Source organism: Bradyrhizobium dasycarpum, from assembly GCF_042019905.1.
In the GTDB taxonomy this organism is placed as follows: domain Bacteria; phylum Pseudomonadota; class Alphaproteobacteria; order Rhizobiales; family Xanthobacteraceae; genus Bradyrhizobium; species Bradyrhizobium japonicum_B.
In genome coordinates, this window is record NZ_CP169574.1 from 4,068,719 (window position 1) to 4,080,859 (window position 12,141).

At 65.9% G+C, this 12,141-nt stretch carries 14 protein-coding genes, 1 tRNA gene and 1 pseudogene; 9 read left to right on the plus strand and 7 right to left on the minus strand.

Annotated features, from left to right (window positions below):
* Positions 1–74: 74 nt before the first annotated feature.
* On the plus strand, positions 75–623 hold the full coding sequence (locus ACETMP_RS19620) for a TetR/AcrR family transcriptional regulator (protein ID WP_375157471.1): 549 nt from the start codon (positions 75–77) through the stop codon (positions 621–623).
* A gap of 63 nt (positions 624–686) precedes the next feature.
* Here the strand turns inward: ACETMP_RS19620 and ACETMP_RS19625 are convergent, their stop codons facing one another.
* A complete protein-coding gene (locus ACETMP_RS19625) occupies positions 687–1,169 on the minus strand; it encodes a hypothetical protein (RefSeq protein WP_375157472.1) in 483 nt (160 codons plus the stop codon).
* Between the two features lie 202 nt (positions 1,170–1,371).
* Between ACETMP_RS19625 and ACETMP_RS19630 the strand changes: the two genes are divergently transcribed.
* Positions 1,372–1,701 (plus strand): PsiF family protein, encoded by a 330-nt coding sequence (locus ACETMP_RS19630; RefSeq protein ID WP_375157473.1) that lies wholly within the window; start codon positions 1,372–1,374, stop codon positions 1,699–1,701.
* Between the two features lie 95 nt (positions 1,702–1,796).
* Positions 1,797–2,883: pseudogene (locus tag ACETMP_RS19635) on the plus strand (AbrB family transcriptional regulator).
* 118 nt (positions 2,884–3,001) lie between these two features.
* On the opposite strand, the gene ACETMP_RS19640 reads toward ACETMP_RS19635, so the two are convergent.
* Complete coding sequence (locus ACETMP_RS19640; RefSeq protein ID WP_375157474.1) at positions 3,002–3,544, minus strand: disulfide bond formation protein B; 543 nt, start codon at positions 3,542–3,544, stop codon at positions 3,002–3,004.
* 156 nt (positions 3,545–3,700) lie between these two features.
* Between ACETMP_RS19640 and ACETMP_RS19645 the strand changes: the two genes are divergently transcribed.
* Positions 3,701–3,785 (plus strand) — tRNA-Leu (locus ACETMP_RS19645).
* Between the two features lie 398 nt (positions 3,786–4,183).
* Here the strand turns inward: ACETMP_RS19645 and ACETMP_RS19650 are convergent.
* Positions 4,184–5,077, minus strand: coding sequence for an arginase family protein (locus ACETMP_RS19650; RefSeq protein ID WP_375157475.1), 894 nt, complete (start codon positions 5,075–5,077; stop codon positions 4,184–4,186).
* A 10-nt stretch (positions 5,078–5,087) separates the two neighbouring features.
* Positions 5,088–5,471 (minus strand): VOC family protein, encoded by a 384-nt coding sequence (locus tag ACETMP_RS19655; RefSeq protein ID WP_375157476.1) that lies wholly within the window; start codon positions 5,469–5,471, stop codon positions 5,088–5,090.
* A 124-nt stretch (positions 5,472–5,595) separates the two neighbouring features.
* Here ACETMP_RS19655 and ACETMP_RS19660 point away from each other — a divergent pair, with 124 nt between their 5' ends.
* From ACETMP_RS19660 to ACETMP_RS19675, 4 genes are all read left to right on the plus strand, one after another.
* A complete protein-coding gene (locus tag ACETMP_RS19660; protein ID WP_375157477.1) occupies positions 5,596–6,462 on the plus strand; it encodes an alpha/beta fold hydrolase in 867 nt (288 codons plus the stop codon).
* A gap of 241 nt (positions 6,463–6,703) precedes the next feature.
* A complete protein-coding gene (locus ACETMP_RS19665) occupies positions 6,704–6,937 on the plus strand; it encodes a hypothetical protein (protein ID WP_375157478.1) in 234 nt (77 codons plus the stop codon).
* Positions 6,938–7,126: 189 nt separating this feature from the next.
* On the plus strand, positions 7,127–7,810 hold the full coding sequence (locus tag ACETMP_RS19670) for a response regulator (protein ID WP_375157479.1): 684 nt from the start codon (positions 7,127–7,129) through the stop codon (positions 7,808–7,810).
* On the plus strand, positions 7,807–9,756 hold the full coding sequence (locus ACETMP_RS19675; RefSeq protein ID WP_375157480.1) for a sensor histidine kinase: 1,950 nt from the start codon (positions 7,807–7,809) through the stop codon (positions 9,754–9,756). Before ACETMP_RS19670 ends, ACETMP_RS19675 begins: the two co-directional genes overlap by 4 nt.
* A 131-nt stretch (positions 9,757–9,887) precedes the next feature.
* Here the strand turns inward: ACETMP_RS19675 and ACETMP_RS19680 are convergent, their stop codons facing one another.
* The gene (locus ACETMP_RS19680) at positions 9,888–10,178 is read right to left on the minus strand and encodes a hypothetical protein (RefSeq protein WP_375157481.1); all 291 of its coding nucleotides are present in this window, start codon (positions 10,176–10,178) and stop codon (positions 9,888–9,890) included.
* 235 nt (positions 10,179–10,413) lie between these two features.
* On the opposite strand from ACETMP_RS19680, the gene ACETMP_RS19685 reads away from it, so the two are divergent.
* Positions 10,414–10,638: a hypothetical protein gene (locus tag ACETMP_RS19685; protein WP_257197718.1), complete on the plus strand. Its 225-nt coding sequence runs from the start codon at positions 10,414–10,416 to the stop codon at positions 10,636–10,638.
* A 69-nt stretch (positions 10,639–10,707) separates the two neighbouring features.
* Here the strand turns inward: ACETMP_RS19685 and ACETMP_RS19690 are convergent, their stop codons facing one another.
* Positions 10,708–11,130 (minus strand): GFA family protein, encoded by a 423-nt coding sequence (locus ACETMP_RS19690; protein ID WP_375157482.1) that lies wholly within the window; start codon positions 11,128–11,130, stop codon positions 10,708–10,710.
* A 206-nt stretch (positions 11,131–11,336) separates the two neighbouring features.
* The gene (mddA, locus tag ACETMP_RS19695; RefSeq protein ID WP_375157483.1) at positions 11,337–12,125 is read right to left on the minus strand and encodes a methanethiol S-methyltransferase; all 789 of its coding nucleotides are present in this window, start codon (positions 12,123–12,125) and stop codon (positions 11,337–11,339) included.
* Positions 12,126–12,141: the final 16 nt, after the last annotated feature.

The window sequence follows — 12,141 nt, forward strand, 5'->3', positions numbered from 1 at the left end:
CTGATACGGTAGCGTATCAAGCGCGCGAGGGGTTAGCAATACGGCACCGTATCAGAATCCGAGAGACTTCCTTCATGAGCGACGGCAAGGGCGATGTCTGGGTCGAGGCGGGTTTTGCCGAGCTCGCCCGCTCGGGGGTCGAGGGTGTCAGGGTCGAGGTGCTCGCCAAGAATCTCGGCGTCACCAAGGGCGGCTTCTACCGACGCTTCGCCGACCGCGGCGCACTGCTCGGTGCGATGCTGCAACGTTGGCGCGAGGGACGCGCTGCATCGGTCGCGCAGCAGACGCGCCTCGACGGTCAGACGCCCCGCGAACGGCTGAAGGCGGTGATCCAGCTCTATTCGGAGCGGCTCAATCCGGAAGCCATGGCGATCGAGCTCGCGATCCGGCAATGGGCCCGCTCGGACGAGAACGCCGCGGCGGCGGTGGCAGGCGTCGACGCCGCGCGGCTCAAGCACGTCGCCGAGCTCTATCGCGCCACCGGGCTTGCGGCCGAGGAGGCCGAGGCGCAGGCCTTCCTGTTCTACTGCTTCATCTTCGGCCAGAGCCTCTTGTTCGTCGAGCGCGGCCCGCGCAAGCGGTCGCAGCTGGTGGCGAAATCGGCCGAGAAGCTGCTGGATTAGACGAGCTGCTGGACCAGATGAAAAGGCCGGAGCGTTGCCCCGGCCTCCGCATCACGTCCAGGCTCAGGCGGCGCCCTTCAGCTTCTTGGTGCATTCGCTGTAATAGCCGCCGCCCTTCTGGATCCACTTCAAGCCGCCATTGCCGTTGGTGGTCTTGTTGGCATTGTACTGGTCGACGCAGGTGTGCAGGCGCGCCTTGCCGGGGGTCTCCTTGGCGTATTTCGGATCGACCGCGTTTGGATAGACGGCGGGACCGGCCGGCAGGGTCGGCGCGGCGGCAGGGGCCGCCTCCTTCTTCGCTTGCTTCGGCTCGGCCGGAGTCGCGGGCGCAGCCGCGGTCGGCGCAGCGGCCGGCGTCGCATCCGCGCCGCATTGGGCCTTGCGGAAGTCATTCCACTTCATGGTGCCGAGCGAGCCGTCCTTCTTGGCCGCCTGGTATTTCGCGCTGCACTCCTGCGCGGTCAGCGCCTGCGCCGGCGCCGACAGCGCGAGCGCAGCGAATCCCGACAAGGCAATCGCGCACAGCAATCTCGATCGGATGGTCATCCCTGGTCTCCTCGTTGATCTTCCCCCGATGGGGAGTGAAATAACAATTGCTATCCTAGCGTGCCGGCCGCTTGCGACAAGAACGCGACGGCGCTTGCTGCCAAAATATAGTGAGCGCCTTGCTCGGATTATTCATGTCGCGTTCAGCAAAGCGAGCCGAGGTTCGCGCCCCTCGCAATGCTTGCAAGATGAGTGCAACACCATGACCCTCGCCTCTCGCCTCGCCGCCGTCGCTCTCGCCTCCCTGCTCGCAACCGCGACCTGCTTCGCGCAGACCGCCGCGCCGGCCGCCAAGACCGACGTGAAGACCGATGTGAAGACCGACGTGACGACCGAGGCCGCGAAGGCAGCGAAAGAGCGCACGGCCGAGTCGATCGAATGCTCGAAGCAGGCGGACGCCAAGGGGCTGAAGGGCAAGGAGCGCAAGAAATTCCGTCGCGAGTGCAAGAAGGAAGCGAGGGCTGGCACCGCCGCGCCTGCCGCGACCGCTGCCCCTGCCACCCCTGCCGCGCCCGCCGCCGACAAGAAATAACCCTCGCGCCCCTCCGCGCGCGACGGCGAGGCGCACGCATTGCGGCATGAGGAGCCTGCAATTGTGCGCCTGCCGCCGATTTGCGATAAGGCGGCGTGAAGCACATCACCACCTCCCTGCCGTTCGAATGGCCGAGCCGTGCCAAGCTCTTGAGCACGGCGGAGACGCTCGTCATCGGCACCGCCGGAGGCCTGGTGTTTCTCCTCGCCGGGCTTCCTGGCGGGCTGATCTCGGGCTCGATGATCGCGGTCGCCATCGCCGCCATCGCCGGCCGCCAATTGGCGCTGCCGCCGCTCCTGACCCAGGCCGTGCTGGTGCTGCTCGGCATCTCGCTGGGCTCGGTGGTCTCGCGCCATTTGCTTCAGCAGGTCAGCGACTATCCTCTCACCATCGGCCTGCTCGCGCTCGCCACCTTCTGCTCGACGTTCGGCTCGAGGCTATTACCTCCAGCGCGTCCATGGCTGGGACCGCACCTCGGCCTTCCTGGCCGGCAGCCCCGGCGCGCTGTCGCAGATCACGATTCTCGCGGTCGAGCGCGGCGCCGACCTGCCGGGCATCGCCGTGGTGCAGACCATGCGCGTCATCATCCTCACCGCGGCGCTGCCGATGGTGCTCGCGATTGCGGGCGTGGTCCCCTCCGCCGCGCCGCCGATGACGACGACGATTGCCTCGCCGCTCGACCTCGTGGAGCTGGTCGCGGCCTCGCTGGCCATGGCGCTGGTGCTGCGGCTGATCAGATTTCCCGCGAGTTGGATGTTCGGCGCCATGATCGCCTCCAGCCTGCTGCATGGCGCCGGCTGGGTCGAGGGCGGCCTGCCGGACTGGGTGCGCGGCGTCGCGCTGGTCGGCATCGGCGCGCTGATCGGCAGCCGCTTCGCGCGGATGCGGATCAAGACGCTCGCCGGCCACATCAACGCGGCACTGGGTTCGTTTGCCGTGGCCATCGCCGTCTCCGCCATCTTCGTCGGCATCGTTGCGCTCACCACGCAGGTCAAGTTCTCCGACATCGTGGTCGCCTTCGCGCCGGGCGCGATGGACGCCATGCTGGCGCTGGCGCTGACGTTGCACATCGACCCGATCTTCGTCGGCGCCCATCATTTGTCGCGTTTCGTGTTCGTGACGATCGCAACGCCGGGCATCGTGCATCTGTTCGGGCGCACCCAGGACGACGTGGACGATTAGCAGAGCGCCGCTCTCGTAGGGTGGGCAAAGGCGCGCAGCGCCGTGCCCACGCTCTCTCAATCGTCAATGGTGGTGGGCACAGCGCGCGAAGAGCGCGCCTTTGCCCACCCGACGGCACCTACGAACGTTTCGCCGTCTTCGCAAATCCCCACGCGGCGATCGCGGCCATCAGCAGCGAGATCAGCACGTTGTAGCCGGCGAGCGAGAGGCCGAGGAAGCGCCACTGCACTTCGTCGCAGCGCACCACCTTTACGGTGTCGAGCCGTGAAAACAGATCGCCGGCATTGCCCAGATTGACGACGGCACCGCTGCAATCGGTCGGCCCCTTCCAAAACCCCCACTCGACCCCGGAATGGTAGGCGCCGAGGCCGGCATTGGCGAGCGTCGCCAGCGCGAGGATCGCGAGCCCCGCCAGCAGCAGCGGCCGCGGCGCGCGATTCTTCGCCGCAAAAGCCGTGAGCGCGCCAAGCGGAATCGCGAGGTAATAGGCGTAGCGCTGCTCGAGGCAGAGCGGGCAGGGCAGGATCTCCAGCACCAGCTGGAAGAACCAGGCGCCTGCGATGGCCGCGGCCGCGATCAGCGTGACGAGCAGCGAGGCCGTCAGCGCGGGGCTCGCGGCCCTCGGCCTGAATGCAGGTATTGCGGCACTCTGGGTCGTCACGGCGGCCTCTTCCGGATGGGGCGTGGCCTTAGCCTCTAGCCCCGGTCCAGGCAGCTGTCGAGAACGGCGGACATCACTTTGGCGCGGGTTGACCCCGCTTTGTCCATGGCTATAGTCCGCCGGCTTCGCGACGCTCCCTTCAAGAGCCGACCGAAGGCCCCTGTGGCGGAACTGGTAGACGCGCTCGACTCAAAATCGAGTTCCGCAAGGAGTGCTGGTTCGATTCCGGCCAGGGGCACCAGCCTTCGCTGCTTCGCAGCTACGGCTAGGCAAGCCAATCGCAACTCTATCCATGCGAAGCGGCGAGGGCTGTCGCGCCGAAGCCTTGGCGAAGGCGGACTGGCTCAACGAAGATGCTCTCTACCCTTCCCATCCCATCCCCGCCTCCCCACTTTATCAACAAGACATGCCTCCACGCTCTCGCGGCGCCTGACGCCCGAGCTTTGGGCTTCTCTCGACGCCCCTTGCTTGGAAAGGGCGCAGGGAAGGCCGGGCGCCGGCTGGCACCCACGATAGCCCCGGGTTATTCAACTCTGCCGCTTGCAGGAGAGGGAGCGCACCTCCGATTGCGGCGGCGATCAAACGTCTCCAGTCTTTCGTTCGAAGTCCGCCCGGCCGCGCGGACGTTGTTCGCCGTATTCAAGGCACTGCCGTTCCGAGCGTTGCTGCGAGCAGATCGGCCAAGCCGCGTCCGGCGCGGCCGTCTTCGTCCAGGCGCGGATTGTAGATGGTGATCTCGAGGCCGACCGCCTTGCCGCTCGCCAAGGCCGCCCGGAGCGCGGTGGCCAACTCGTCCCACGACAATCCGCCCGGCACGCGAAAATCGACGGCCGGCATGATGGCGTCGTCGAGACAATCGGCGTCGAGATGGATGAAGAAGCCGTCCAGCTCCGCTCGCGTCAGGTGATCGACCGCTTCGCGTGCCGCGGCCTCGATGCCCATCGCCCGCACAGCCGGGAGGTCAAGCACCTTGAGCCGTTCGGGAAGCGGCTGGCTTCCGTACTCCTCCTGATCCCGGTGATCGCGAAACGCGAAGGCGACAGCGTCTTCAGGGCGGACCAGAGGACCGCGACCTTCGATGTCGGCCAGGAGCGGCGGGCCGCAGCCGGACACGAAAGCAAGATCCATCGAGGCGCCCTCACCATTGGGCTCCGCCTCGGGCTGGAAGAAATCGGCATGGCCGTCGATGAAGAACAGCCCGTAGCGGCCGCGCCGTCGAAACGCGAGCATCGAACCCAGCACGATCGTGCAATCGCCGCCCAGCACCACCGGAAACTCGCCGGCGTCGAGCACCGCCTCCACCGCGTCGGCGAGCTTGGGCGACCACGCCGCAATCGCCCCGGCATTCAAGGTGCCGGTCTCGGGATCGGGCACAGGGTCTTTCGGAGGCACCGCCAGCCGCCCGGCACGGCGCGCGCCGATGCGCTCCGCAAGTCCAAGGTTCAGCAGTTGCTCGGGCAACCGCTCCACTCCGTCGGTCGCCAGGCCCAGCGTCGAAGGCGCTTCGATCATTGCATAGGGCATGGTCCGCATGAGCGTCCCGTCATGCCAATCTTGCCGAATAGGTCACGGCCTCGATCTTGTGACCGTCTGGATCACGGACGAACGCGCCGTAGTAATTGAGATCGTAATTCGGCCGCAGCCCCGGAGGCCCATCGTCGCGGCCACCGTGTTTCAATGCCGCGGCGTAGAAACGATCGACCATCGCGCGGTCTTCGGCGGCAAAGGCGATATGACTGCCGTTGCCCACGGTCGCAGGTCGTCCGTCGATCGGAACCTGAACGCTGAAGTGAAACGTGCCGCTTCCGTAGCCCAGTCCGCCCTCGTCCTCAGCCATCGGCATGATGCCGACGATGGGCAAGACGGCATCGTAGAAGCGCTTCGAACGTTGAACATCATTCGTCCCGACCGAGACATGGTGGATCACAACGACCTCCCGTTCCGGTGTTGCCTCGTAACGGCGAGCGTCCTGCGGTTGTTCCGTCGCCGAGCGATCCATACGCCCGGGAACCCCGCTCCACAGGTCGCTTTATCTACGAAGGAAGCAGGACATGGACACACGCGTCAGGCATTGCAGGGTTCAGATCGGACCCGTGGACACATTCTACCGGGAAGCAGGACCGGAAGGCGCACCCGTCGTCCTCCTGCCGCACGGCTATCCCTGTTCATCCTACGAATTCCGCAATCTGATGCCGCGGCTGGCCGACAAATGGCGGCTGATTGCTCCGGACTATCCCGGGTTTGGCTATAGCGGGACACCCGATGACTTCGATTACAGCTTCGACGGCTATGCCGCGTGGCTCGCCCGGTTCGTGACCCATCTGAAGATCGAGCGCTTCGTGATCTACCTGCATGATTTCGGCTCGCCGATCGGGGCCAGGCTGGCAATCATGCGGCCTGAGCGGGTGGTGGCTCAGGTCATTCAGAACGGTGACATACCTTACGAAGATGCGCTTGGCCCGAAATACACCGACATCGAAAAGTCCTGGTCGCTGCCCGACCAGGAGATGCGTGCGGCGATGAGGCAGGCTGTCACCGAAGAGAATTTCCGCGACGAGTTCCTGAATGATGTGCGCGCGGATCTGGCTCGCCTGATCACGCCGGACCTTTGGCAATTGCACTGGTCGCTTATGACCGAGCGGCGGAAGGACGCCGCCGCAGACGTTCTGTTTGGCCTCAAGGCGAACCGTCAATGGTTTCCCGAGCACCGCCGATATCTTCAGCAGCATAGGCCGCCGACATTGATCCTGTGGGGGCCGCAAGACCATTACATGCCAGAGGAGTCAGCGCGAGCCTATCTCCGCGACCTGCCCGATGCCGAGCTGCATCTCCTGGATGGCGGCCATTGGCTGCTCGAAACCAACCTCGATGAGGTTGTCTCGCTCATGCGCCCATTTCTCGAGCGGTTGAAATCCTGACGAGCAACGGGAGCAATCTGCTCCTGTCGCCAAGGCTGCCTACCCGCTTCCAACCCGCATCCAAGGAATTCCTCGTCCCTATCCGTAGTCGCGTGGTGGAGAGCCGCTCCGGCAATGCCGGCGATTGCGTCCCCGGCGCGGGCTAGCTCCCCCAAGTCGCCCGGGCTTCGTCAAGTTATTCCCTATGCCAAGTTATTCCCTATATCGTGGGGCATGATTGGTGATGCAGCGGATAGCTTCGATGGCCAGGAGACGCACGACGGATACGGACGCCGACGATCTGCCGCGCTATCTGGTCTGGGTTCGGGGCCTCGAGGGCCCTGAGCCGCAGAAATGGATGGCGATGGATTTCGGTGTCGGCGACTGGAAGCGACCGCTGGTGCTGGCGTATTTGGAGTTGCCGGCGGACGAACGGCGTCTGTCGCTGTCGATGCTGGCCCGGCGCTACCCGCCGCCGCGGGTCGATCTTCCTTGAAAGCAGCGGCGGCTCGGCGACCGTCCATCATCCGCAGCGCCGCACTTGGCAGTCCCATAACTTGGCAGTCCCACAACTTGGCAGTCCAATGACTTCCCCGCCCCCATGATTATGGGTGTCACGGCATCCCCGCTGCGGCTAAACTTGCCCTTGCGCCGCGGGGGACACGCGGGTGCGGGACCTTAGATCATGACCGAACAGGGCGAGACGGGTGACATCATCACCATCCTCCTCGTCGAGGACGACGCACCGACCTGCTGGCGGCTTCAGGATGCGCTGGTCAAGGCGGGCTACGAGGTGCGCAGCGCCGCCGCGCTCGGCGAAGCCCGGTCTGCGCTTGCCGGCGGCGCGCCGCGTGTGCTGCTGACCGATCTGCGGCTGCCCGACGGCCACGGCATCGAGCTGATCCGCGAGATGAGGCAGCGCTTCCCCGACACCGAGATCATGGTGATCTCGGCGCTCGGCGACGAGGAAAGCGTGATCTCCGCGATCACGGTCGGCGCCACCGGCTACCTGCTCAAGGACGCCTTCCCCACCGACATCGCCACCACGGTGCGCGACCTGGTCGCCGGCCATTCGCCGATCTCGGCCTCGATCGCCCGCTTCATCGTGCGCAGGACGCAAGGCGCGGCGCAAAGCTCGGCAGAGCCGCCGCCCGGCCCCGTGCTCAACACCGCCAGGCTGACGCCGCGCGAGATCGACATCCTCTGGGGCATCGCCAAGGGCTTCAGCTATGCCGAGATCGCGAGCCATCTCGGCCTGTCCAAGCAGACCGTGCCCGGCCACATCAAGAACATCTATCGCAAGCTCGAGGTGCACACGCGCAGCGAAGCGGTGTTCGAGGCGGTGCAGCAGGGCCTGATCAAGCTGTGAGCGAGATTGCGGCCAAAGCACCTGCGAAGGCACCTACGAAGGCAGCCGGCAAAGCCGCGCAGCGCCGGCTGCTGGCCTCGCGCCTCGTGCCCTATCTGCTGCTCCAGGCCCTGATCGTGATCGTCACCATCCTCGGGCTTCGGCAATTACAGCCGAGCGATCCCGAAGACTTCGCGTTGATCGATTTTTCGGCGCGGGAAGACGGCCAGATCCGCCCCGTGACGCTGCCGCATTTCACGTCGTCGCGCTACTCCCTGGCTGATCCGCCGTTCTATGCCGGCGCCTTCACGTTCCCCAGCGGCGAAGCGGCAGCGGGCTGGTCGGTATACCTGCCGCGCTTCAGCAACGCGGTGGAGGTCGCCGTCAACGGCGTCGTCGTGCTCGACTCCCGGCGCGACGCCAATGCCAACAGGCCCGACCGCAACACGCCGCAGATCGCGGCCATTCCCGCTTCGCTGCTGCGCGAGGGCGGCAACGAGATCACGGTACGGCTGTACGTATGGGGACCGCTCAAGGGGTTTCTCGACACCGTCTATGTCGGCCCGGACGTCGCCCTGCGCCCGGCCTATGAGACGCGCACGCTGCTGTTCGTCACGCTGCCGGTGGTGTTCTCGGCCTGGCAGGCGATCCTGGCCGTCATCCTCGCGATCATGTGGCTGATGCGGCGTCATGAGCCGGTCTACGGCGTGCTGGCCGCGGCGATGGTGCTCGGCGTGGTGCAGGCGTTCGCGCCGCCGCCGGTGCCGCCGGCCGCCACCTCGCGGCTTGCCGCCGTGCTGCTGGCCTCCGCGCCGATCGAGAGCGCGCTGATCGTCGTGTTCGCCGTGCTGTTCTTCGGGTGGCGCTGGCCGCGCTACGGCACGCTGCTGTTCGTTCCCGGAATCGTCGTGTTCGTGGTCGGGCTGATCGGGGGCCCGCCGCTGCCGCGCATCCTTTTCCTGGTGCTCGGCATTCCGACCGTCGGGCTTTGCCTGGTCCTGATGGCTTGCATCACGGCCACGGCGGTGGTGCGGCGGCAGGACGCGGCGAGCTTCACGATCGGATGCGCCGTGACCATCGTGCTGACCTGCTGGATCCAGGACATGCTCACGGTGCTCGAGATCGCGACCAACGATCGCATCTTCGTCTCGCGCCTGTCCTATTCGGCAATGCTGGTCGCGATCGGTGCCGGACTGACCTGGCGCTTCGCCCGCGCCTTGAACCAGGTCGACAGCTTTGCCGGCCAACTCGTGACGCGGGTGCGGGAGGCCGAGGAACGGCTGAAGGCGAGCTTTGCCCGCGAGGAGGAGCGCGCCCGCGCCGCCGCGCTCGCCAACGAGCGCACGCGCCTGATGCGCGACCTGCATGACGGCCTCGGCGGCCAGCTCGTCAGCATCGTTGCGCTCTCCGAGCGTGGCCATGAGGGCGCGATGATCACCGATGCGGCCCGTGCCGCCTTGAAGGATCTGCGTCTCGTCATCGATTCCATGGACGACATCGGCGGCGACCTGATGCTCGCCCTCGGCTCCTGGCGCGAGCGCACGACGGCGCAATTGCGGCCGCACGACATCACGCTCGACTGGCGCGTGGCGACACCGCAAGGCGTGCCGCTGCACCCGGAACTGCGGCCATGGCACGTCATCCAGATCGTGCGCATCCTCGACGAGGCCGTGACCAATGCGGTCAAGCACGCCCAGGCCCGCCGCATCGCGGTCACCATCGACACGTTCGACGCCGGCCAGGGGCCTTATGGCGTGATCAGCGTGATCGACGACGGCCGCGGCTTCGCGCCGGCCGGCAATAGCGAGGCCGCTCGCAACGGCCAGACCGCGCGCGGCCTGCGCAACATGAAAAGCCGCGCTACGCGCTGCGGTGCCGTGCTCGATCTGAGCTCGGACTCGTCCGGCACGCGTGTGCGGCTGCAATTGCCGCAGCGCTTTCCCGACAGCGACATGGCTACGGGCTGAAAGGCCCCCTCCCCGAACGTGTGGGGCGCACGGAGAGAGGGGACGGGCCGGGAAGCTGCCTGCGGAGGACGGGGGTGTTCGTCCGCAGGCTCCGTTGGCCCGAAGCAATGCAATCAATTCAATGGGAAATATCAGCGCCGGCCGACGCGGTTGACCGGGCCGCCGCGATTCATCGGCGTTCCCGCGCGCACGCCGACACCGGGCGCGCCGACGCCGGGCGTTGCGACCGCCGCGGCGGCGACCGGCGCTCCCGGCGCCACCACCACCGCCGCCGTCGGTCGCACCACGCAGCCCTTGGGCACGCCGACCGTCTTGCAATAGACCACCGCCTGCGCCGGGCTCGTGCCCAGCGACACCATCGCCGCGCCCGCGAGTGCCATGACCGTCAGCGCCGCGCTCAGCGCTCCAGCTCTCTTCGACATTCCTGCTCTCCTGCTTCCCGGTGGCGTCCCGATGCAATCACCGGGTTTCGCAGCCTAGGTATAGCCTGAATGGCAAAAGACGGCGCACGAATACATGCCATGAAGATGGGGGTACCGCAGCCGGGAGGATTTGCCGGTGCCATGAACATGGCATGGACCGGCGGCCGGCCTTTGCGGGATGGTCCGGCCCGATTGATCCCGGTCGGGACCAACGAGGATTCCAAAGAGGTGCCTTATGAAGATTTCGGTTCTTGCCGCGCTGCTGCTCGCTGCCGCCGCTCTGCCCGCTGCCGCGCAATCCGGTCCGTCGGTCCAGGAGCAGATGGCCTGCCGCGGCGACGCCAGCAAATTCTGCGCCGAGCATATCGGCAAGCCGCCGCAGATGAACGCCTGCCTGCGCGACAACAAGTCGAAGCTCTCGGATTCCTGCCGCAAGGTCGTTGAATCGCGCGGCGGCTAGTCCGTCGTCGTTCTTCCTGAAAGACGACAACGAGGGCGGCGCACCGCCGCCCTCACGATGCCAGCGCCGCTACTCCTCCATCATCTCGCCGCTGCCGCCGAACTCGGCCGGAAAATCCTTCAGCTTGGGCAGGCCGTCGCGCATCGGCAGCACGGTCTCGGCATAATTGACGTGAACGCCGGGCGCGAAGGCGAGCGTCGGGATGGTGGCGCTGAAGACGTCGACCAGACCGAGCGGCGGGTGATTGGTCATGAGATGACCGCCGCACTTCCTGCAATATTTGCGCTGGCTGAGCGGCGTCTTGACGAAGGTCTCGACATTGCCGGCGCCTTCGGTGACACGCACGGCCTCGGGCTTCCACAGGCTGAAGGCGTTGACCGGACCGCCCGACCACGACCGGCAGGAGCGGCAATGGCAATAGCCCATCGCCTCCGGTGCGCCCGTGACCTCGATCGTCACCGCGCCACAGAAGCAGTTTCCGACATGTTTCATTGCATCGTCTCCGTTGATGAAGGGAAAGATCCTCTCCCCGCTCCTCGTCCACGATATGTCGGGACAGATGGGATGCGGGGAGAGCTGTCGCGGTGAAGGGACATCACCCCGGCGACGTGGAGGGGCAGACGCGTGAGATGCTCGCGGACCCCACCGGCCGAGGCCACGCGTCCTCCGCTCGGCGGGCGCGCGGTGCCGCACCGAGGCTAAAGCGACCGGCGCCAGGGAATAAGCATCGAGACCCGCTGCTTGTAGTCCCGGTACTCGTCACCAAAGAGAGCGACGAGGTCGTGCTCCTCCAGCGCGATGCCGACGAAAATGTAGAGCGTGGTGACGGCCGCGAACAGCAGATGGCCCGCGGTCATGGTCGGCGCCGCCCAGAACGCGACGATGAAACCGAGATAGATCGGATGGCGGACGAAATTGTAGAGCAGCGGCGTCTTGAAGCGCGGCGGCGCCATCTCCTTCCCGATCAGATGGTTGGTCACCTGATGCAGTCCGAACAATTCGAAATGATTGATCAGGTACGTGCTGGTGAACACCAGGATCCAGCCCGCGAAGGACAGCGTGACCAGTGTCACGGCGAGATCCTGGTTCTCGACGTTCCATACGACCGCAGGCAACGGTCGCCACTGCCAGAACAGGAGGAGCAATGACAGGCTCGCGAACAGCACATAGGTCGAGCGCTCGACCGGCTTCGGGACGAACTGCGTCCACCACGCCTTGAACTGCTTGCGCGCCATCACGCTGTGCTGAACGGCGAACAGCGACATCAAGAGCAGATTGATGATAACCGCCTCGACTGGCGGCGTGTCGGTTCCGGTGTCAATGGTCTTGGGGACCATCACCCCCATGACGAAGCCGATGGCGTAAAGAATGGTGACGAAGAACACGAGATAGGCCGTAATTCCGTACAAAAAGGCGACGAGCTTGAAAATGCGTGTGCCCGTAACCTCCGGGCCTATGGAATGGGCTTGGTGATCAAGTTGGGTCATGAAACGCTCCGTTGTG

Coding starts and splice junctions, on each gene's coding strand:
- ACETMP_RS19620 (WP_375157471.1), top strand. CDS start 75: ATGAGCGACGGCAAGGGCGATGTCTGGGTCGAGGCGGGTTTTGCCGAG.
- ACETMP_RS19625 (WP_375157472.1), bottom strand. CDS start 1,169: ATGACCATCCGATCGAGATTGCTGTGCGCGATTGCCTTGTCGGGATTC.
- ACETMP_RS19630 (WP_375157473.1), top strand. CDS start 1,372: ATGACCCTCGCCTCTCGCCTCGCCGCCGTCGCTCTCGCCTCCCTGCTC.
- ACETMP_RS19650 (WP_375157475.1), bottom strand. CDS start 5,077: ATGCGGACCATGCCCTATGCAATGATCGAAGCGCCTTCGACGCTGGGC.
- ACETMP_RS19660 (WP_375157477.1), top strand. CDS start 5,596: ATGGACACACGCGTCAGGCATTGCAGGGTTCAGATCGGACCCGTGGAC.
- ACETMP_RS19665 (WP_375157478.1), top strand. CDS start 6,704: ATGGCCAGGAGACGCACGACGGATACGGACGCCGACGATCTGCCGCGC.
- ACETMP_RS19670 (WP_375157479.1), top strand. CDS start 7,127: ATGACCGAACAGGGCGAGACGGGTGACATCATCACCATCCTCCTCGTC.
- ACETMP_RS19680 (WP_375157481.1), bottom strand. CDS start 10,178: ATGTCGAAGAGAGCTGGAGCGCTGAGCGCGGCGCTGACGGTCATGGCA.
- ACETMP_RS19685 (WP_257197718.1), top strand. CDS start 10,414: ATGAAGATTTCGGTTCTTGCCGCGCTGCTGCTCGCTGCCGCCGCTCTG.
- ACETMP_RS19690 (WP_375157482.1), bottom strand. CDS start 11,130: ATGAAACATGTCGGAAACTGCTTCTGTGGCGCGGTGACGATCGAGGTC.
- mddA (WP_375157483.1), bottom strand. CDS start 12,125: ATGACCCAACTTGATCACCAAGCCCATTCCATAGGCCCGGAGGTTACG.